Source organism: Pseudomonas luteola NBRC 103146, from assembly GCF_002091675.1.
Taxonomy (GTDB): domain Bacteria; phylum Pseudomonadota; class Gammaproteobacteria; order Pseudomonadales; family Pseudomonadaceae; genus Chryseomonas; species Chryseomonas luteola.
This window is the reverse complement of record NZ_BDAE01000003.1, coordinates 47150-68489: the sequence shown is the minus strand read 5'-3', so window position 1 is coordinate 68489 and position 21340 is coordinate 47150. Positions and strand designations below refer to the sequence as shown.

General features: G+C 57.9%; 18 protein-coding genes. 7 read left to right on the top strand and 11 right to left on the bottom strand.

Features of this window, described 5'->3' with window-relative positions; all coding sequences use genetic code 11:
* Nucleotides 1–51 precede the first annotated feature (51 nt).
* The 7 genes from hflX to PLU01S_RS04865 all read right to left on the bottom strand — a co-directional run bounded on the left by hflX (nt 52) and on the right by PLU01S_RS04865 (nt 8046).
* Entirely contained in the window at nt 52–1356 is a 1305-nt protein-coding gene (hflX, locus tag PLU01S_RS04895; RefSeq protein ID WP_074823327.1) for a ribosome rescue GTPase HflX, read from the bottom strand.
* Nucleotides 1357–1369: 13 nt separating this feature from the next.
* Nucleotides 1370–1618, bottom strand: a complete 249-nt coding sequence (hfq, locus tag PLU01S_RS04890; protein ID WP_026003896.1) for an RNA chaperone Hfq — start codon at nt 1616–1618, stop codon at nt 1370–1372.
* Between the two features lie 83 nt (nt 1619–1701).
* A complete protein-coding gene (gene miaA, locus PLU01S_RS04885) occupies nt 1702–2670 on the bottom strand; it encodes a tRNA (adenosine(37)-N6)-dimethylallyltransferase MiaA (protein WP_074823329.1) in 969 nt (322 codons plus the stop codon).
* A 42-nt stretch (nt 2671–2712) separates the two neighbouring features.
* Nucleotides 2713–4677, bottom strand: a complete 1965-nt coding sequence (gene mutL / locus PLU01S_RS04880) for a DNA mismatch repair endonuclease MutL (protein WP_074823332.1) — start codon at nt 4675–4677, stop codon at nt 2713–2715.
* A 122-nt stretch (nt 4678–4799) separates the two neighbouring features.
* Nucleotides 4800–6077, bottom strand: coding sequence for an N-acetylmuramoyl-L-alanine amidase (locus tag PLU01S_RS04875; RefSeq protein ID WP_083397844.1), 1278 nt, complete (start codon nt 6075–6077; stop codon nt 4800–4802).
* Between the two features lie 5 nt (nt 6078–6082).
* Entirely contained in the window at nt 6083–6571 is a 489-nt protein-coding gene (gene tsaE, locus PLU01S_RS04870) for a tRNA (adenosine(37)-N6)-threonylcarbamoyltransferase complex ATPase subunit type 1 TsaE (RefSeq protein WP_010796917.1), read from the bottom strand.
* On the bottom strand, nt 6559–8046 hold the full coding sequence (locus PLU01S_RS04865; RefSeq protein WP_074823336.1) for a bifunctional ADP-dependent NAD(P)H-hydrate dehydratase/NAD(P)H-hydrate epimerase: 1488 nt from the start codon (nt 8044–8046) through the stop codon (nt 6559–6561). The genes tsaE and PLU01S_RS04865 overlap by 13 nt, the downstream gene beginning before the upstream one ends.
* Nucleotides 8047–8104: 58 nt before the next feature.
* Here PLU01S_RS04865 and queG point away from each other — a divergent pair, with 58 nt between their 5' ends.
* Entirely contained in the window at nt 8105–9169 is a 1065-nt protein-coding gene (queG, locus tag PLU01S_RS04860) for a tRNA epoxyqueuosine(34) reductase QueG (protein ID WP_074823339.1), read from the top strand.
* Here queG and orn read toward each other — a convergent pair.
* Both orn and PLU01S_RS04850 read right to left on the bottom strand, forming a co-directional pair.
* On the bottom strand, nt 9166–9708 hold the full coding sequence (gene orn, locus PLU01S_RS04855) for an oligoribonuclease (RefSeq protein ID WP_010796914.1): 543 nt from the start codon (nt 9706–9708) through the stop codon (nt 9166–9168). The two genes, queG and orn, sit on opposite strands and share 4 nt — an antisense overlap.
* Before the next feature lie 71 nt (nt 9709–9779).
* Complete coding sequence (locus tag PLU01S_RS04850) at nt 9780–10550, bottom strand: trans-aconitate methyltransferase (protein ID WP_074823342.1); 771 nt, start codon at nt 10548–10550, stop codon at nt 9780–9782.
* Nucleotides 10551–10678: 128 nt separating this feature from the next.
* Between PLU01S_RS04850 and rsgA the strand changes: the two genes are divergently transcribed.
* Nucleotides 10679–11698, top strand: a complete 1020-nt coding sequence (rsgA, locus tag PLU01S_RS04845; RefSeq protein ID WP_074823344.1) for a small ribosomal subunit biogenesis GTPase RsgA — start codon at nt 10679–10681, stop codon at nt 11696–11698.
* 23 nt (nt 11699–11721) lie between these two features.
* On the opposite strand, the gene motB is transcribed toward rsgA, so the two are convergent.
* Nucleotides 11722–12831 carry a flagellar motor protein MotB gene (gene motB, locus PLU01S_RS04840; protein ID WP_074823347.1) on the bottom strand — a complete coding sequence of 370 codons (1110 nt, stop codon included), beginning with the start codon at nt 12829–12831 and terminating at the stop codon, nt 11722–11724.
* 12 nt (nt 12832–12843) lie between these two features.
* A complete protein-coding gene (gene motA / locus PLU01S_RS04835) occupies nt 12844–13695 on the bottom strand; it encodes a flagellar motor stator protein MotA (protein ID WP_010796910.1) in 852 nt (283 codons plus the stop codon).
* Nucleotides 13696–13809: 114 nt separating this feature from the next.
* Between motA and PLU01S_RS04830 the strand changes: the two genes are divergently transcribed.
* The 5 genes from PLU01S_RS04830 (at nt 13810) to PLU01S_RS04810 (ending at nt 21300) form a co-directional block, all read left to right on the top strand.
* Nucleotides 13810–15360 carry an HDOD domain-containing protein gene (locus PLU01S_RS04830; RefSeq protein WP_074823350.1) on the top strand — a complete coding sequence of 517 codons (1551 nt, stop codon included), beginning with the start codon at nt 13810–13812 and terminating at the stop codon, nt 15358–15360.
* A 42-nt stretch (nt 15361–15402) separates the two neighbouring features.
* Nucleotides 15403–16215: a thiosulfate sulfurtransferase gene (gene rhdA / locus PLU01S_RS04825; RefSeq protein WP_074823352.1), complete on the top strand. Its 813-nt coding sequence runs from the start codon at nt 15403–15405 to the stop codon at nt 16213–16215.
* 150 nt (nt 16216–16365) lie between these two features.
* Nucleotides 16366–17259, top strand: a complete 894-nt coding sequence (gene asd, locus PLU01S_RS04820) for an archaetidylserine decarboxylase (protein WP_074823523.1) — start codon at nt 16366–16368, stop codon at nt 17257–17259.
* A gap of 103 nt (nt 17260–17362) precedes the next feature.
* Entirely contained in the window at nt 17363–19159 is a 1797-nt protein-coding gene (locus PLU01S_RS04815) for a hypothetical protein (protein WP_010796906.1), read from the top strand.
* A gap of 56 nt (nt 19160–19215) precedes the next feature.
* Entirely contained in the window at nt 19216–21300 is a 2085-nt protein-coding gene (locus PLU01S_RS04810; protein ID WP_074823356.1) for an EAL domain-containing response regulator, read from the top strand.
* The last annotated feature ends 40 nt before the right edge of the window (nt 21301–21340 follow it).

Below are 21340 nucleotides of genomic sequence, written 5' to 3'. Positions count from 1 at the left end.
ACCAATGCTACCGGATGCCGGGCACCCGGACCAAAAACGTCGATAAAGGCTTTATTGCAAAGTATGTTGCGCCACGAAGTCATCCGGCTTGAAACCTTCACGACTGACGAGACGATTAAGTTCTGCACGAGGCAAACGTACTGACAACACCGTATACCCTTCTTCGTCATGCGATTCTTCCTGTACAGCACCTTGACTGAACAATAGCGCACGCAGACGTCCCATAGCCTGAGGCAGCCGCAATTTACCTACGAACAGGTCGTCGCCCAACAATTCGGCCACAGCTTGACGAATCAGTTCCAAGCCCCGGTTTTCCCGAGCAGAAGCCCAAACTCTGATCGGACGACCAGTTTCCTCGTCGCGCTGGATGTGCGGCTCGACATTCTCAAGCAGGTCGATCTTGTTATAGACCTCCAGCATGGGAATCTCGTTAGCACCGATCTCTTCCAGCACGACGTTCACCTGCTCGATTTGCAGCATGCGATCCTCTTCGTGAGAGTCGATCACATGCAGTAGCAGATCCGCGTTGCTTGATTCTTCCAGCGTGGCGCGAAACGCCTCAACCAGCTTGTGTGGCAGATGTCGGATGAAACCCACGGTATCAGCCAGTACCACTGGTCCCAGGTCAGCCAGGTCTAGACGACGCAATGTAGGATCCAGCGTCGCGAACAACTGATTCGCTGCATAGACCTCGGAAGAGGTCAGGGTGTTGAATAGCGTAGACTTGCCAGCGTTGGTATAGCCAACAAGCGATACCGCTGGAACTTCGGCACGTCGCCGCCCTCTTCGGGCCTGCTCACGTTGACTGCGTACCTTTTCAAGGCGCTGTTTGATCTGACGGATACGAACACGCAACAGGCGACGGTCCGTCTCGAGCTGTGTTTCGCCCGGCCCTCGAAGACCGATACCACCTTTTTGTCGCTCAAGGTGGGTCCAGCCACGTACCAGACGAGTACTCATGTGCTCGAGCTGGGCCAGCTCCACTTGAAGCTTACCCTCGTGAGTTCGGGCTCGCTGGGCAAAGATATCGAGAATCAACCCGGTACGATCAAGCACCCGGCACTCCAGGGCGCGCTCGAGGTTGCGCTCCTGACTGGGCGTAAGGGTATGGTTGAAAATGACCAGTTCGGCTTCATCGGCCTTCACCAGGTCATGGAGTTCATCGACCTTGCCGGTACCGATGAGAAAACGTGCAGAAGGCTGGTGTCGCGACACGGTAACCATCGCCACCGTGTCAGCGCCAGCAGAGCGCGCAAGTTCTTGGAACTCCTGAGGATCCTCGCGGGATTCAGGATCTTGGCCTTCGAGATGGACCAGAATGGCCCGTTCACCACCACCCGGGCGTTCAAAGAACAAAGGCGACTCCTATTTACATGTTACCGGGTTCAGCCGGCTGATCACTGCTAGGCAGACGAACAGGACGACTAGGAACTACCGTTGAGATTGCGTGCTTGTAAACCATCTGGCTGACAGTGTTTTTCAGCAGGATGACGAACTGATCAAAGGACTCGATCTGACCTTGCAACTTGATGCCATTGACCAGGTAAATGGAAACTGGAACGCGTTCCTTACGCAAAGTATTCAGGTAAGGGTCTTGTAGCGAATGCCCTTTTGACATTGTGCCGCTCTCCTCAAAGGTAAAAGATTCGTTTGTTGCAAGGTCAGAAGGTTCGCCATCACCGGCGTGGTTCTTCTTGAGACTCAACTGCATATGGAGACCGCCTTAAGGCTTTTCAAGACACGCGACACATTGTCACGGGCCATACTGTCCAACCACTGTAGCTGGCCCCAGCTGCGTAGCCAGGTAAGCTGCCGTTTAGCCAGCTGACGCGTAGCGATAATGCCGCGCTCTGTCATTTCGTCGTAACTCATTCCGCCGTCCAGATACTCCCATACTTGACGGTAGCCTACGGCACGCATGGAGGGTAGTTCAGGCTGCAAATCACCTCGCGCCCGTAGACGTGAGACCTCATCGACAAAGCCCTGTTCCAGCATGTGGCGGAAACGCTGGGCTATTCGCGCATGCAATAGCGCACGCTCTTGAGGAGCAATAGCCAGATGAACGGCAGTATACGGGAAATGTGCGACAAACGGCGCGTCGGAATCTGCATTTCCTTGTCTTTGACGCTCCCGATGCTCGGTCATCGTCATTCCACTGACGCGATGGACTTCCAGTGCACGGGTCAGGCGCTGGGGGTCATTGGGATGGATGCGCGCCGCTGACTCAGGATCGACCTCTGCCAGTTGCCGATGAACCTCACCCCACCCCTGCTCTGCCGCAACGGCTTCGATTTCGGCACGAATGGTTGGATCGGCGCTGGGCATGTCCGCTAACCCCTCAAGGAGCGCCTTGAAATACAGCATGGTGCCGCCTACCAGCAGAGGAATACGCCCTGCCGCCGTGATGTCTGCCATTGCCTGACGGGCATCGGCACAGAAATCAGCTGCCGAATAGGTCTCGCTGGGCTCGCGGATGTCGATCAGACGATGGGGAAAAGCCTCCAGAAGTGCTTTCGAGGGCTTGGCCGTACCGATATCCATCTCACGATACACCAGCGCCGAGTCGACACTGATCAAGTCGCATGGCAGAACCTTGGCAAGCTCAAGGGCTAGATCGGTCTTGCCGGAGGCTGTAGGGCCCATCAGAAAAATGGCAGGTGGAAAAGACATGGAAACTCTCATGAAAGTCGACGCCGCGTCATGCAACGTCGATTACCTGCCACGCAGGAATAATTTATCGAGATCATCAAGGCCCATCTGCGTCCATGTGGGTCGACCATGATTGCATTGGCCGCTTCGCTCGGTGATCTCCATATCCCGTAGCAAAGCGTTCATTTCAGGCACTGTCAAACGCCGGTTGGCTCTGACGGAGCCGTGACAGGCCATGGTGCCCAGCAGTTCGTTGATATGCGCCTGGATACGATCACTCGTGCCGTACTCCAGAAGATCTGTTAGAACATCTCGAACCAGATCACCTGCTTCGGCCTGTTTTAGCAGCGCAGGTATCTGCCGGATGGCAAGGGTTTCCGGTCCCAGCCGCTGCAGCTCAAAGCCCAGCCTGGAAAACCATTGGGCATGTTCTTCTGCACAATCGGCCTCTCGCTCGCTGACCGCCAATGACTCAGGCACCAGAAGTGGCTGCCCACGCAAGCCTTCACTGGCCATGGCAACCTTCAGACGCTCATAGGTAATACGCTCATGAGCAGCGTGCATGTCGACCAGCACTAGACCGTGAGCGTTTTCCGCCAGGATATAAATGCCCTTGAGCTGAGCCAGGGCATAGCCCAACGGAGGAATATCCCCCTGGCTTTCCGGCAAGGCAGCCGGCATAGCTCCTGTACTACTGGCCGCAGAAGGCAACGGAGCAAAAAAGGTCTGGTAGGCTCCCTGCAGCTCGGCCACACTCTGGGTAGGGTATGCCGGCTTGGCCGAATAGCTGCCGGAGCCGCCGTAGCTTCCACCAGAACCACCGCCAGCAACTGGCCGTGGCGATGTTTCCGGCATGGCCGGTTCGATGCGATACGATGCAGGCGCAGGCTGGCTACTTTCCAGTGCATGCGCCGCCAGACTCATTTCACCTTGGGGACCAAATTCTCCTGCAGCGGAGCCTGTGGTGCGAGGCGGCACGGTAACAGCCGATGCCGGTGCCGTCACCTGATCGTCCGGACGCACATCGGCCAGCGCACGGTGCAAGGTGCCGTAAAGGAAATCATGCACCATCCGCGTATCCCGGAACCGAACTTCATGCTTGGTGGGATGTACGTTCACATCCACCACGCCTGGGTCGAGTTCGAGAAACAACACGAATGCAGGGTGCCGCCCGTTATAGAGGACATCGCGATAGGCCTGACGGATAGCATGCGCAACCAGCTTGTCGCGCACCATGCGACCATTCACATAGAAGTACTGCAGGTCCGCCTGGCTGCGAGAGAAGGTCGGCATACCAACCCATCCCCACAGGCGCAGCTCGCCGCGCTCATTCTGAATAGGCAGGGCCTGCTCCAGAAAATTCGGTCCACAGACCGCCGCGACACGGCGGGCCTGAGTAAGATCATCCGTAGCCTCACGCAGGGCTAGAATGCTCTTGCCGTTGTGGCGAAGATTGAACCCCACGTCAAAGCGGGCCAGGGCCAGGCGCTTGATAACTTCCTGCAGATGATCGAATTCAGTTTTTTCCGAACGCAGGAATTTACGACGCGCCGGTGTATTGAAGAAAAGGTCGCGCACTTCGACCGTGGTGCCTTGCGGATGCGCGGCCGGTTTGACTGATGAGTGCATTTCTCGCCCTTCGGTCTCGACCTGCCACGCCTGATCGGCATCCTGGTGGCGTGATGTAAGGGTCAGGCGCGAGACCGAGCTGATCGAGGCAAGCGCTTCTCCTCGAAAGCCCAGGCTGATGACATGCTCAAGTTCATCCAGGTTATAGATCTTGCTGGTCGCATGGCGCTCCAGCGCCAGAGGCAGGTCGACAGAAGGAATACCGCTACCATCGTCCCTGATTCGCAGCAGCTTGACACCGCCCTGCTCGACATCAATGTCGATACGGCGTGCCCCGGCATCCAGACTGTTTTCCAACAGTTCCTTGGCTACCGAGGCCGGGCGCTCAACCACCTCGCCGGCGGCAATCTGGTTAGCCAGACGTGGGCTGAGCAGTTGAATACGACGAAGTTCAGTCATGGAATTAGCCAGGCTGGTCTGAGAGTCGAATGGAAAGCAGTTCCAAAACGAAACCGGCCGCGCTGCCCGAGGCAGTGGCAGCCGGCCGATTCGAACCGCTATGGCGTAGGCATCTCGCTATTTTAGCGCGAGCCGGTTGCCACTTGCTGTGCTTTTTGGTCACGCAGCCAGGCCAGGTATGTACCTGGCGGCGGACTCTTCTGGAAGTACGTGGAAATACCGCTGCGGATCTGCCGTGCCAGCAATTCCTGATGTGAGGCCGTTGCAAGCTTGACGGACTCGGTCGGGTTCGAGATGAACCCGGTTTCAACCAGGATCGAAGGAATATCCGGCGATTTCAACACCACGAAGGCAGCCTGCTCCACGCGATTATGCAGGAGCTTGGTCTGTTGCCCGATGTTGGCCAGAACCTTCTGCCCGACATCCAGACTTGCGGACATGGTAGAGGTCATGGACAGATCCAGCAAAACACCGGCAAGCATCTGATCCTTGTTGTCCAGAGCACTGCCCACCCCGCCTACAAGGTCTGAGCTGTTTTCAGTGTCTGCCAGCCAGCGCGCTGTTTCAGACGTGGCGCCCCGCTGAGAAAGCGCAAATACCGATACACCCGAGGCGGTTCGGTTGGGCGCTGCGTCGGCATGAATGGACACAAACAGATCAGCCCCTTTCTTACGCGCTATCTCGGTACGCTTGCGCAAGGGGATGTAATAGTCACCCGTACGGGTCAGCTCGGCCTTGAAGCCCTTCATGCTATTGATCTGGGCTTGCAGTTTTCGCCCGATGGCCAACGTGATGTTCTTTTCATAAAGGCCGCCACCCTTGGCAATTGCACCAGGGTCTTCACCGCCATGACCAGGGTCGATCACTACAATGATGTCGCGCTTGCCAGAGGGACCAGCCGGCACGGTGACCTTAGGCTGCGCAGGGGTTACCGGCGCAGATGGCTCACCCGGCGTAGGCGTCGCGGGAATATCAGATGACAGGTCCGCGCCCTGATCGAACAGATCGACTACCAGACGATTTCCGTACTGCTGATTAGGCGCAAGCGTAAAGCTCTTGGGCGTAACCTGTTGGGACACATCAAGCACCATGCGCAGCTCGTCGGCTGAGCGTTGGGCCGAGCGCAGTCCGGTAATCGGTGTACCCTTCAGGCGAGCCTCGTTGAGCTTGGTCGCCAGTTTGGCTCCGCTGACATCAATGACGATCCGGTTGGGCGACGTCAGAGTAAAGACATTGGCTTTGACCGGCCCTGACAAATCGAATACCAGGCGCGTATTGTCCGGCGCACGCCAGACACGCATATCCTTGATATCTGACGCCGCCAACACCTGGCTGGTCAGACAACACAAAATGACTCCCAACGTTGCCCATCCCAGGCGTACACGCTTCCCCCACCCCATTTGCATCAAACTCCTGTGGATAGGGCGGCACGCCAGGCATCACCATGTGAGCCTTGAAAAACCAACTGCACGTTACGGCCGCCCGCATGCGGCGTAATGGTAATGTCCAGGTCCGGCTTTGGCAAAAGCCCCATGCCCCGTTCAGGCCATTCGATCAGACAAAGGGCATCACCGGTGAAGTAATCCCGGATTCCCATGAACTCGAGTTCTTCCGGATCAGCCAGACGATACAGATCGAAATGGTAGACCCGGATCTCACCGATCTCGTACGGCTCGACCAGCGTAAAGGTAGGGCTCTTGACCGCACCTGTATGGCCTAGACCCCGCACGATGCCGCGTGACAAGGTCGTCTTGCCGGCTCCGAGGTCTCCGTGAAGATAAAGCGTTCCACGGCCGCCGCTGGCCTGGGCTATCATGCTGCCCAGGGCTGTCATGGCGTCCTCGTCAGGCGCGAACAGGGTTATCGTCTCGGACGAAGGCGTTACTGCAGACATGGATTGTAACTCTCTAAAAGCTGACGAACGGTATCGGGTAAATCACTGGCAGCCAGTCCTCGACCATGCTGTCCCAGCAGCTCTCCTGCACGGCCATGTAGCCAGGCGCCCAGGCAGGCAGCATCGAACACCGAGAGGTGTTGTGCCAGTAAGGCAGCAATAATGCCTGTGAGCACATCGCCTGCGCCACCAGTAGACATCGCCGGGTGACCACGCCCACAAAGCGCCATGCGGCCATCCGGTGCAGCAATAAGGGTCCCGAGGCCTTTGAGCAACACCACTGCGCCATAGTGCTCCGCCAGCTTTCGGGCTGCGGCCGGGCGTCGACTCTGAATCGTGGCAATATCGCTGCGCAACAGGCGCGCAGCCTCACCTGGGTGAGGGGTCATGATCCACTCGCCCCTGGGCTTGGTGACCGCCTGGCTGGCCAGCAGGTTGAGCGCATCGGCATCCCATACCTGAGGTACTTCTCGGGACGCCGCCACGCTGATCACACTGCGGCTCCAGGCGCCCTGCCCCAGACCAGGCCCGACGGCCAGGACATCGGCTTTTTCTGCAAGGGCAATGACTTTACCCGCGGACTCGACACCTGCCACCATCACTTCAGGTCGACGTGCCAGCACAGGCGCCACATTCGAAGGTCGCGTAGCCAGGGAAATCATGCCGGCGCCGCAGCGGAGCGCTGCCTCGGAGGTCATGAGCGCAGCGCCGCCAGTGCCCTCATCCCCTCCAATGACCAACACATGGCCAAAGTTACCCTTGTGCGAGCTGCGCTTACGCGGCTTAAGCTTGGGCAGATTACGGGGCGCCAGCCGTTGCGCCATGGCATCGGCAGGGTTCTGGGGTTCCTCAACCAGGGCGGCAAACTCGATACTGCCGCAGTAGTCAGGCCCATTGCCTGTGAACAGCCCGAGCTTGAGACCGATAAAGGTAATGGTAAGGTTGGCTTTGACGGCTTGATCCCTGACAAAGCCTGTATCAGCGTTAAGCCCCGAGGGAATATCGACGGCCACGACCGGAAGGTCGCAGCTATTGATCTGCTCGATGGCCTTGGCATACGGCTCACGTACCTCGCCGGAAAAGCCGGTACCCAGCATGGCGTCCACTACAACGCCTGTCAGCTTTACGCCCGCTCGCCAAGGCTCCGGGTTGATACCGGTACCCTTGGCCTCCATATATGCCTTGGCCGCATCGCCTTCGAGCTTTTCAGGGTCGCTCAGGTAATACACGTTTACCGGCCAGCCACTCCGCTGAGCAAGCGAGGCGATTAGATAACCGTCTGCGCCATTATTACCGCCCCCGGCAAAAACAGTCAGTGCACCGGCATCGGGCCAGCGTTGACGCAGGGACCGCCAGGCGGCTCGCGCGGCACGGTGCATAAGTTCGAAACCGGAAGTACCCGATTCGATCAGACGCGCGTCGAGCGCTCGTACCTGCGCAGCGCTATAGAGGGAAAGCGGCAGTTCGTCGTGCATGCGATACCAAGCTCCAAGGTCTGGCAAAATAGGTTCTCGTCAGTAACTTAAACACGTCATGTCTTCTTACGCACTCGATCTCGATACGCTAGCAGCCTCCATCAAGGAATGGGGTCGCGAGCTGGGCTTTCAGCAGACCGGCATTACCGGTGTAGCGCTGGGCGACCACGAAGCGTACCTCGAGCGCTGGCTGGCCGCGGGCTATCACGGCGAGATGGACTATATGGCCGCACACGGGCAAAAACGTTCGCGCCCGGACGAACTGGTGCCAGGCACGCTACGGATCGTTTCGCTTCGCATGGACTATCTGCCGGGTGATACCGACATGGCGAAGCGACTGGCGGACCCTGCACACGCCTATATCTCTCGCTACGCTCTGGGCCGCGATTATCACAAACTGATCCGCAAACGGCTGCAACAGCTGGCCGAACGTATTCAAGCCACGATCGGCCCGTTCGGCTACCGTGCATTCGTCGACAGCGCCCCTGTGCTTGAGAAGGCGCTGGCGGAAAAGGCCGGCCTGGGCTGGATCGGCAAGAACACGCTGGTACTCAACCGCAAGGCAGGCAGTTATTTCTTTCTGGGAGAACTCTTTACCGACCTACCCTTACCTATCGATGAGCCTCATCCCAGCAATCACTGTGGCCGGTGCAGCGCCTGCATGGATATCTGTCCGACACAGGCGTTTGTTGCCCCCTATGTACTGGATGCGCGGCGCTGCATTTCCTACCTGACGATCGAGTTCAAGGGCTCGATTCCCGAGGAATTGCGCCCGTTGATCGGCAACCGGGTCTTTGGCTGCGATGACTGCCAGATTGTCTGCCCCTGGAACCGATTCGCCAAGCCCACCGCGCAACCGGACTTCCAGCCACGGCATAACTTGGACAACAGTGATCTGGTGACGCTATTTCGTTGGACGGAAGACGAATTTCTAAGCCGTACGGAGGGTTCGCCCTTGCGCCGGGCAGGCTACGAGCGCTGGCTGCGCAACCTGGCGGTGGCGCTGGGCAACGCGCCTACCAGCATTCCGGTGGTCGAAGCATTGAAGGTGCACCAGCAACACCCATCCCCACTTGTACGTGAACATGTGGAGTGGGCGCTGGGTCGTCACGGCTATGCCTAGACCTTGATGAAATGCTTGCGGTAGTAGCGCAGCTCCTCAATGGAGTCACGGATATCGTCCAACGCCAGATGACTGCCGGTCTTCTTTACGCCATCACGGACATGAGGAGCCCATCGCGCCGCCAGCTCTTTCAGGGTTGAAACATCCAGGTTGCGATAGTGGAAATAGGCTTCCAGCTGCGGCATGTGCCGATAAAGAAAGCGGCGGTCCTGGCAAATGCTGTTTCCGCAAATGGGCGACTTGCGCGCCGGCACCCACTGCTCGAGGAAGGCCAGGGTCTGGCGCTCGGCCTCCGCCATGCTGATGGTGCTTTCGCGGACCCGCTGGGTCAGGCCTGACTGGCCGTGCTGACGTGTGTTCCACTCGTCCATGCCGTTCAGAATCTCGTCCGGCTGATGAATCGCGATGACCGGACCTTCGGCCAAGGTGTTCAGCTCACTGTCCGTCACGATGGTGGCCATTTCTATGATCACATCGTTATCCGGATCCAGGCCGGTCATTTCGAGGTCGATCCAGATCAGGTTCTGGTCATTCTGCATGGCAATACTCCTTAAGCAATGCAGGCAGTTTAGCGGAATAAATACAGCTCGGCTGGCCTTGCGCCACGCCGTCAGCGTTGCCAGATGAGAATTTTCGACTGGCGCCAGTCATTCAGCTCGATGACCTGCCGGGGAGGCACACCCGGAATCTCGAACGTGTTGCTGACAAACAGCGCACCCGGACGCATTTCGGCCTGCGCTTTTTTCCATAGGTCAGGCATTGGGGCGGGCGAGAGAAAACAGTAGACGACATCGTATTCAGCCAGATCGACTTTCCAGAGGCTCTGATAACGAATCCGACAGTTACGCCGCGGTAGGCAGCGCAGCCAGGAGAGCAGAAAACTCATCGGCGCGGTCTCGACGCCCGTAAAATGGCTCTTAGGGTGTAAACGCGACAGATAGACGAGCGTTCCGGCCAGACCGCTTCCCAGGTCGATGAAAGACACCTTGTCTGATCGTTCAGCTATCAGCTCACTGAGCTTTCGCTGTGTCTCATGCCCGGTCAGATAGAGCGGAACCCGTTCGGTCAGGCTGTTCCAGTTCAAGAGCAGAATAACGAAAAATCCTGCGAGAAAGACCCAACCGGGAATGGCATAACCGGCGAAGGCAACCAGGGCTGGTACGAAAGCCAGATTGATGAAGAGCCACCAGCGGTGCAGGCCCATCCACTGCCCAATCGCTGCGGCCAGGACCCCTTGCAGGCACGCCGCACCGATCAACGGTGCGCGGTAATGGAGCGTAACCAGACCAACCTGTAGAACAATCCAGGTAACAAGCAGTGCAAGCACCTGCACCAGTAATGCAAGGATAGCGGGATATCGGCGGCGTAAGGTGTCGAGCATATGGCCAAGTCATAACAGCGGATAATGCTGTGCAGTCTAGCCAAGATCCGACCGCTGGACGATCTCTGCCCCGGCAGGCGAACCGCCTGTTAGACTTTATCTTTACTTCAGGTTTATCGAGCTACTTAATGGCCAAACGCCACCTCACTCGCCGGCAAAGCTGGCGTATTGAAAAGATTCAGACCGAACGTGCGGCTCGCGCCGAGCGCCGGGAGTCCCGGTTGATCGAAGAGCTTGAGGGTGGCGACCTGGGCCCGGAGTTGAAGGGTCGGATCATTGCCCACTTTGGTGTACAGGTAGAGGTGGAGGGCGAAGACGGCCAGCTCCAGCGCTGCCACTTGCGCGCCAACCTGCCAGCTCTGGTGACGGGAGACCGGGTAGTCTGGCGGGCGGGTAATCAGGGCATTGGCGTTATCGTCGCCCAACTGCCTCGAATTTCGGAGCTGTGCCGTCCCGACATGCGGGGGGTCCTGAAGCCAGTTGCGGCCAACGTCGATCGATTGATCATTGTATTTGCGCCGATTCCCGAGCCCCACAGCAACCTGATCGACCGCTATCTGGTCGCAGCCGAGCATGCCGGCATTCAGCCTATTCTACTGTTGAACAAGGCTGATCTGATCGATGAAAGTAATGCCGAGCGGATGGATAACCTGCTGGGCATCTACAACAACCTGGGCTACCCCTTGCTCGAAGTATCGGCGTTGAACGGCCTGAGCCTGGACAAGCTGAAAGAGACGCTCGATGGACACATCAGTGTTTTCGTAGGGCAGTCCGGTGTAGGCAAATCATCGCTGGTAAACGCCTTGTTGCCGGGCGTGGACACGCGTGTCGGGGCGTTGTCCGAGATAACCGGCAAAGGAACGCATACGACCACCACGGCCCGCCTGTTCCACTTCCCGGGCGGCGGCGATCTGATCGACTCACCCGGTATCCGCGAGTTCGGCCTGGGTCATGTAAGCCGTCAGGATGTGGAAGCCGGCTTTATTGAGTTCGCCGACCTTATCGGGCATTGCCGCTTCCGTGACTGTAAGCACGACCGGGAGCCGGGCTGTGCTTTTCTGGCGGCGCAGGAAGAGGGTCGAATTCACCCTCAACGCATGGCCAGTTACCGTCACATTATCGCCAGCCTGCCCGAACCTGAGTACTAGGTCCGGGCAGGCCCTCTTTACCGCTAGGGCTTAGGCGGCGGGCTCATTTGCAGCGCACCGTCGTCGAAGGCGTTGATTTCCTTCTTCAGGTCGATGCCCTTGAGCGGGTTGGCCAGATTGCTCGTAGCCTTCACGCTGCCGGGGTTACCGGTCGAGGCACCCGTGTCGCTGCCTGCCGGAGCCTGGTCCGGAGTCGCGGCCGGCGGGGTATCGGCTTGGCCGCCATTGTCACCCTCGATGGCCTTCTGAGCCTTCTTGGTCAGAACAACAATGTCGATACGACGGTTGACCGGATCGAGCGGGTCCTTGCGATCGAACAGTGCCGACGAGGCATACCCTACTACACGGGCCACCTGGTTCTCTGGGTAACTACCTGCCACCAGCGCTCGACGGGCCGCATTGGCACGAGCAGCCGACAGTTCCCAGTTGCCGTAGTATCCCTTCCCTACGAACGGCTTGGCATCGGTGTGACCGCTGATGCTGATCTTGTTTGGAACTTCCTTGATCGTATCCGCCATGGCCAGCAGGATATTCTCGAAGTACATCTTCAGCTCAGCACTGCCCGAGTCGAACATCGGCCGATTTTCCGCATCGACGATCTGGATACGCAGGCCGTCCTGAGTGATCTCGAGCAGGATCTGATCCTTGAAACGCTGCAGATCCGGGTTCTCGTTGATCTTGTTCTGCAATTCCTGCAGGAGCAGTTGCAGGCGCTCCTTGTCGATCTTCTCCGCGATGTTCTCGGCCTGCTGAGCATCAATGCCGCCCGCATCAGCCGGACTCGGCTTGGTAGTCTGGTCGATCTGCTCCTCATCAGTGCTATCAGGTGAATCCGGCGTCTTGGGGTCGTTTTCCATCGTCGGGTTCAGCGTCTGATTGGGAGACGGTGTTGGCGTACCGCCAAGGTCGATCACATAAGGACTTCCGCTTTCCGTAAACCCGATCGGGTCCTGAAAGTAGCCTGAAATGGCGATCCGCTGCTCGGGAGTGGTCGAAATCAACAGCCACATCACCAGGAAGAACGCCATCAGGGCTGTCATGAAGTCGGCGAAGGCAATCTTCCAGGCGCCGCCATGGTGCCCGCCTTCAACTTTCTTGACGCGCTTTATGATAATGGGCTGGTTGTTATCCATGACGGCTTAACCTCACGCGCCGCGCATTGCTTGCTCAAGCTCGATGAAGCTTGGGCGATGGGCGGGATACAGGACTTTACGACCGAACTCGACAGCCACGGTTGGCGGCATGCCCGATGCGGAAGCAACCAGGGTGGCCTTGATGGACTCGAGAACGTTCAGTTCTTCCTTGGCGTCATGCTCGAGCGAGGCCGCCAAGGGTGCAAAGAAGCCGTAGGACGCCAGAATACCCAGGAAAGTACCTACCAGGGCGGTACCTACGCTCGCACCAATCTTGATGGTGTCCCCTTCGGCCAACAGGCCCATGGTAATTACGATACCCAGTACCGCTGCCACAATACCCATGGCTGGCATACCGTCGGCGATCTTGGCTACGGCATGAGAAGGGTGCTCAAGGTCAGCCTTGGTGCTATTCAGCTCCATGTCGAATAACCCTTCCAACTCGTGCGGAGCCATATTGCCAGACGACATCAGACGCAGATAATCAGTGATGAAGGCTGTCATCCGTGCATCTTTGAGGATGGCAGGGTATTTGCTGAAGATCGGGCTTTCGTTAGGCTCTTCAATATCGCCCTCAATGGACATCATGCCCTCACGACGGCTCTTGTTGAGGATTTCGTAGAGTAGCTTGAGCACGTCCAGGTAGTACGCATGAGTGAAGCGATGACCAAACATGGACAAAGACTTCTTAAACACGATCTTGAAGGTGCTGCCCGAGTTGGCCTGTAAAAAGGCACCCAACGAAGCGCCACCAATCGTCAGCACTTCGTAAGGATGCACGAGAGCCATGATACTGCCGCCCGACAGCACAAAGCCTGCGAGTATGCTACCGATGACAACGATAATGCCGATGATCTTGACCATGATTTTCAAACACTTCTAGTTAAACAAGGGCCCACAAAGAGGCTGCTGATTTAGTTATCGGATAATCTGCGCCAGACTGTAGGTATTTCTGTAAGCCATTCATGCGAGCTCTCTATGTCCATTACTACCGCTCGTCCAAATACGCTCGACGCCTGGCTGAAAAGGCTGGAAAGCGTACGTTTATCCGTACCCCAGGAAGTCAAGGAAGATGTCCGCAGGGCTCTTGCCAATGGCAACAAGACCGTTCCTGAAATTGCCGAGGTGGCGCTTCAGTCACCGATCCTGTCGCTGGTGCTGCTCAGGGAGTCCAACCGAAGCCAGCTTGGCCGGGAGAATCCTGCGGTTTCGCTGGAAGTAGCCTTGAGCCGGCTCGGGCTGGGTCCCGCTGAGTACCTGTTATCGGCACTTCCGTCGGAAGCTAAAGAGAAATACTCGCCAGCCCTCTCGCAGCTCCTGTTGATCAGCGAACACGCCATGGCGCAGGCCAATGGCCTCTTCGGCAATACCCTGGCCCGCCTGCGCCAAGAGGTTCGTCTCTCTACGCTTCTGTTCCTGGCGCCCGTGTGGCCACTGGCTCAGGCTTATCCAGAGCTCTGGGAAGAATGGGAGCAGCGGGTACTGGGCAACAACGAGCCGGCCATCACGGTCGAGCAGGAGCTGCTTGGCGTACCCCTTCTGGACCTGTGCCTGACCCTAGCCGAGCGCTGGAGCCTGCCCGCCTGGGTTGTAGACGGATATCGCCTGCTGGTGAAAGATCGTCGCCGGCTGGTCAAGGCGCTGCACATTGCCCACAACGATGCCCATCCTCTTCAGCAGCAACAGCGCCTGGATGAGGACTTGCCGCTACGTCGGTGGCTCACCCAGCCCGGCAACACAATTTTGTTGGCGAATGGCCTGGCCGTGGCCGCCCACCAGAGCTGGAGCAACCCGCACATCCTCCGCTGGCAACGGCTGGTCGGCCTCTATATGCATGAGTCACTGGATCATATTCAGCAGGTCACCCATCAGGCCGCCGCGCAGCATGCTCGCCAACAGTTCATTCCAGGCCTTTGGCATCCGGCCGAAGCCCTGATCTGGCCCTGGGATGCAAGACGCCTGCAGTCAAACAGGAAGGCCGCGCCTGACACCCAATCAGCCGCGGCCAATAACCAAACGACAGGCGATGGACTAGACGCGTGGCGCCGATATTGTGCCGAACTGGTAAAGACGCCCAGCCCCTTTACCAATGGTATTCAACTGACAGCCTGCGCCAGGGATGCCTTGGCGGCAACCGGCCTGCCACGCCTGCTCCTGCTGACACCCGATGCGGACCAGACAGTGCTCATGGCCCAAGGCATCCATGGCCTGCCCGAAGCAGCCAAGGGGCTTCAGCTGCCTATCAACAATCATCCCCTGCTGCGCAAGCTGATGAGCGATCCCGCCCAACTTCGTATTACTCCGGAGAACAGCGCGCAGTTTCGCCCTCACCTGCCCGGTAATCTGCAAGCCCTGTTTCCACACTCACACATGGTGCTGCGCTCGATGGGCAGCAAAGGTCGCGTTTCGATGCTGACTATCATTGACAACGGAGGCGAGCCGTTTTCCGAGCGTGACCAGCAGGCTATCAACAAAACCGTTACCTGCATTGAGCGTGGCGTGATGAATTACGCCCAACGGCTTACATGATCGCTACAATCGAACCCATGATTTCAGACCGGATGACCTGATATGTCCTTTACAGACCTGCCGCTCGTGATCGAGCCTGCCGACCTTGCCGCCCGCCTCGACACGCCGGAGCTGATTCTGGTCGATCTATCCAGCGCTGCGCATTATGCCGAGGGGCATGTGCCCGGCGCCCACTTCGTTGCGCCCCAACGTACACAACTGGGCAAACCTCCAGCGCCAGGGCTTCTCCCTGAAAAAGCCGACCTGGAAATATTGTTCAGCGAACTGGGCCATCGCCCTGAGGCCGTTTATGTCGTGTATGACGACGAAGGCGGTGGCTGGGCAGGACGTTTTATCTGGTTGCTGGATGTGATCGGTCATCACCGCTACCATTACCTTAACGGCGGCCGTCATGCCTGGGTCGAAGCGGGCCTGCCATTGACGCAGGATGTGCCACCGCCGGTGGATACGCCGGTCAACCTCACGCTGCATGATGAGCCTACTGCAACGCGTGAGTATCTGCAGAGCCGCCTGGGTGCGGAAGATCTGGCCATCTGGGATGCACGCGGGCCACAGGAATATCGAGGCGAAAAAGTCCTAGCAGCCAAGGGCGGGCATATCCCGGGCGCCATCAATTTCGAGTGGACGGCCGGCATGGACCCGGCACGTAGCCTACGTATCCGCAGCGATATGGCCGAAACACTTAATGCCTTGGGGATCACGCCCGACAAGGAAGTGATTACCCATTGCCAGACGCACCACCGCTCGGGATTTACCTATCTGGTCGCCAAGGCGCTGGGTTACCCCCGAATCAAGGGTTATGCCGGCTCCTGGGGAGAATGGGGAAATCATCCGGATACACCGGTCGAACGCTGATAGCAGGTTTCCAGCAGCGAGCCGAATAGCTGTACAATGAAACGAGAACTGGGTCACGGCAATCTGACCCGGCCTTTTCTGTTTTGCCTTGTCTGGCCTCGCCCGCGGGTTCACGCTTCATATATTGCCGCTCAAGGACACACCATGAATTTGAAAGACCGCCTGTTCATTCTTAGCCAGCACGTACTGCCTCATCACTTCCTGTCACGGTTGATTGGCGGCTTCGCCGAGTGCCGGATGCCCTGGTTCAAGAATGCCCTGACGGCATGGTTTGCTCGTCGCTACGACGTGGATATGCGCCAGGCTCAGGTCGAAGACCTGACGGCATACGAAAACTTCAATGCATTCTTTACCCGCAGCTTAAAGCCAGATGCACGTCCGCTACCGGAAGATCCGACAGCCATTGTCAGCCCGAGCGACGGCGAAGTCAGCCAGATCGGTCAGGTCGAGCATGGCCGCATTTTCCAGGCCAAGGGGCATAGCTACAGTCTGCTGGAGCTTGTAGGTGGTGATGCCCAACGGGCTGCACCGTTCATGGGTGGATCGTTCGCGACGATCTACTTATCGCCCAAGGACTATCACCGCGTACACATGCCTATTGCCGGCACGCTGAAAGAGATGGTGTATGTACCCGGGCGAATCTTTTCGGTCAATCACCTGACCGCCGAGAACGTTCCGGAATTGTTTGCCCGCAATGAGCGTGTCGTGTGCATCTTCGATACCGAACGCGGTCCGATGGCCATGATTCTGGTCGGTGCCATGATCGTGGCCAGTATCGAGACCGTTTGGGCCGGTATGGTGACACCACCCAAGCGCATGTTGAAAACAACACGTTACGACGAAGCGGCACGTGTGCCCATTCATCTGGAAAAAGGTGAAGAAATGGGCCGTTTCAAGCTGGGCTCCACGGTTATCGTCCTGTTTGGCCCTGATCAAGTGAACTGGGCTCAGGAGCTAGGCGCCTTCAGCACGGTCAATATGGGACAGCAGATTGGCTCGCCCAAGGTCGCCGAGGTTATCGAGCCTCTGTTGGGAGACGTCTGATACCTGCGACACAGGGACGCTAGCCCGATACCGCTGGCGTCCAGTAGTTGAATATTGGGGATAATGACTGTTATCGCCGCTCAGTCTGGAGAACCGACAGTCAATGGATAGTAAAGGCCCTCAGCAGTTGCTGCGGGTACCGACGCCCACGCAGCGGAGCCTTACGTTCTGCGAAGCCAGCCCCGCCGGATTGAAACGCTGGCTGGACCAATTGCCGCGAGCAAAGCTCGGGGAAGTGGCGCGTCTGTTGTACCAGGGGATGCTGGAAATCAACCAGCTGATCCAGTCGAACGATCAACGTCTGCGCATGCTTGAGTTATTGCGACCGGAAGTGAACCGGACGTGTGTCATGCTCGAACGCCATGTTCTTGACCAGCCCATTGTGCTGGACGAGCGCTCACGCAAGGTAGCCAACCTGTGTCAGGCGCTACAGAACCATATGGCGGCAGGCTACAAGTTGGTGGTGGTCGACGAACTCAATACGCCCTCGCGTGATCGGGCCAGCCTGTTGCCATTGGCCCTACAGCGCGCCATGAAAGGCCTTTACGGCCCGCTGATTCGCGCAGCCCAATTGTATACCCCAGCAGCCGATCATCTCTGGCTGGAGCTGCATCAGCTCTTCCAGATCGCCCTGCGTCTCAACCTGCAGGGCCAGCGTGTACGGGACGACCTACTGACGCGCCCTGACGGCCAGAGTTTGCAAGAGGCCTATGCTGTCCCGCTGCTATTTGGGGCAGCGCGGTGTAACCAGATGCGCCAGCGTCAGATTGCCCAGCTGGTCGAGTACCTCGATCAATGGGCAAATCTCGTGCAGATAAAACCCGCTGACCAGCCAGGCGTACTGTTTGTAGTCGCACCTCAGATCGATGCGCCGCCACGTTACCGAACCCTCCTCAAGGAGGCCAGCCTGAGCGGCCTGCTAGGCCTGTCAACACAGGTATTGGTCAGCCAGATTTCTGATTATCTGGCATTGCCGCCGGAAGAGCGCAGCCGTGCACGCCTGCCAGTGCAGCCGGACATCAGCACGGACCTGCTGCAACACCTGCGCGCGGCATGGGGCCAGGAATCCGACCGGGCCTTTCAGCGCACCCCGGGTCAAGGACGTCTGGAGATCTGCATTGGCATGAGTGCACTGCACTATCACCTTTCGGGTCGCGTAGCCTTTGCCCAGACGCTCAACTTGCCGGAACCGCCCAAGTCCAAGCCGGACTTTGCCCCGGCCGAGAAGACGTCGGATGTATGGTCACTGGCCTTCGATGCCGAGCACAATACAAGTTTGGACGCGCATGAGGAAATCCACTACGACACGCCTGTGGATGTGAAAAGCGAACAGATTGAGCTGGATAAAACCTACCCCCTCTTCTCGCTGCCCATCGTCAATCACAGTCCGGGCGGCTACTGCGTCAGCTGGCCTGGGGAAGTGCCGGACCAACTGCAAGCGGGTGAAGTGCTGGGGCTGCGCGGCCTGAACGAGAACAGCTGGGGGATTGCAGTCATTCGCTGGATACGGCAGGTCCCTGGCAGCGGCACCCAGATGGGCGTCGAGCTGCTGGCGCCTACGGCTCGCCCCTGTGGATTGCAGCTGCTTCGCAAGACCGAGCAACACAGCCAATATCTGAGAGGCCTGCTGCTTCCTGAAATCAAGGCCATAGACCAGTCTCCCTCTCTCGTTGCCCCGCGTCTGCCCTTCCAGGAAGGCAGCAAGATTCAGATCAATCAGAAGGGAGTCGAGCAACAAGGCATGCTGACAAGGCGTCAAAATGCTACCGTTAGCTTCAGCGTCTTCGAATATCGTCTGCTGGAGCAGGCGCGACCGACGCCAGAAACACCCAGGCCGGGAAGCCAGGGACCGTCCTCCAATACAGAGGACGATTTTGACTCCTTATGGAAGTCTCTGTAGATTCCAGCCTCTTCGATTATTAACCGCTTTAACTGTCCGGGTTCATACGTAGACCTATGGCTATCGAAAAGAAGACCATCCGCCTGCTCATTGTTGAGGAGTCACAGAATGAAGCCGAGCGACTGGTAAGTCTGTTTCGAAATGCGGGCTGCGCAACCCGGGCACAGTGCGTCACAGAGCCGGACGAGCTGGCCGCTGCACTTCAGCAGAGTTGGGACCTGCTCATTGCGGCGCCCAACTGTGAAGAGCTTTCTCCTCACGAGGCGCTCAAGACCATCAAGCGCCAGGCCAAGGATATTCCGGTTATCCAGCTGGTCGATCCTGAAGAGCCCGACGCGATTACCCAGGCGTTACTGAATGGGGCTCAGGATGCCGTTCCGCTGGGTGAAGACGAACGACTCGTGCTCGTATCCCGGCGCGAGATTGGCAATCTGGAAGTGCGGCGTGCCTATCGCACCGCCGAACTAGCCCTGCATGAGGCAGAAAAACGGTGCCAATTGCTTTTGCAAAGCTCCGAAGATGCCATCGCCTATGTCCATGACGGGATGCATGTTCATGCCAATCCCATTTACCTGCAGCTCTTCGGCTATACGGATGTGGAAGAACTGGAAGGGATGCCGGTCATTGATCTGGTGGCAAGCGATGATCAGCAGGCGTTTCGCGATTTTCTCAAGCAATACTCCAACGATCCCGAAGCCAACGGCACAGCCCGCTTCCTCTGCCAGGGCTTGCGCGCCGATGGCTCTACCTTCACGGCGGACATGAGCTTCTCTCCAGCCACCTACGAAGATGAGCCCTGCATTCAGGTTGTCATACGTGACGGCAACCAGAACGATGCCGAGCTGGAAGAAAAGTTGCGGGAAGCCACCAGCGTAGACCCTGTCACCGGCCTGCTGAATCGCACCCGGCTTATAGAGGCGCTGGAAGCGGAAATGGAGAAAGTGGTCCAGCACGGTCAGACAGCCAGCTTCGCCTACCTGCAGCTGGACCGGTACGCGGCCATCCTCGCTGAAATCGGCATTTCCGACATTGATGCGCTGCTGGCCGCCCTGGCCAACCAGCTGAAAGAGCACTTTGTACCGCCGGCGCTGCTTGCACGGTTCAGCGACGATGCATTTGCCGTCCTGGTTCAGGGCAGCACTGCCGAGCAGCTTGAAAGCCGCCTGAAACCACTGCTCCGTCAAGCGGTGTCACAGCCCATTGAAATCAACAAGCGGGCCTTGCAACCCTCCTATTCTATTGGCTTGACGGCTCTTGATGAGCAGACCGTCAATGCGCACGAAATCATGGACCGCGCTCACCGCTGCGCCCTGATGATTGCCAAACAGGGCGGTAATGCCATCAAACGATACGACCCGGCAGAAGAACTGGCCGCAGCGGCCAGCCGAGGCAGCCTGATTGCCATTGTGCAACAGGCGCTGGAACAAAGCCGTTTCCGCCTGCTCTTCCAGCCACTCATCAGCCTGCGTGGTGACAGCCGCGAGCACTATGAAGTGCTGCTCCGCCTGAACAATACTCAGAACGAAGAAGTACCGCCGGCCGAGTTCTTCCGGGTAGCGGAAGAAAGCGGACTAAGTGCAAAGATAGACCGATGGGTAATCCATAACGCCATCAAGGTATTGGTCGACCACCGCGCCCGTGGGCACGATACCTGCCTGTTCATTCACCTGTCCGCCGCCTCGCTACAGGACGCAAGACTCCTGCTCTGGCTGCAGGCGGCCTTGCAGGCCGCTCGCTTACCGGCTGAATCCCTGATCTTCCAAATCAGCGAAGCCAATGCCCTGGCTCACCTCAACCAGACCAAGATCATGGCCAACGGCCTTAAAAAGCTGGGGCACCGCGTCACTCTGGGTCAATTCGGCTGTGCATTGGCGCCGTTCAATATTCTCAAGCAGGTTCCAATCGATTTCCTTAAGGTAGACGGCTCGTATGTCCGCGACCTGGGCAATCCGGAAAACCAGGAAACGCTGAAAAACCTCATTAGCGGCATTCAAGAGCATAAAAAGCTATGCATCGTGCCGTTCGTTGAAAACGCCACGATCCTCGCAACGCTCTGGCAGTCCGGTGTGAATTACATCCAGGGTTACTACCTGCAGGAACCCAGCCAGGCAATGAACTATGAATTCGTCGCGGACGAATAAGCGACAGACATGAAAAAGCCGGCAATAGCCGGCTTTTCTT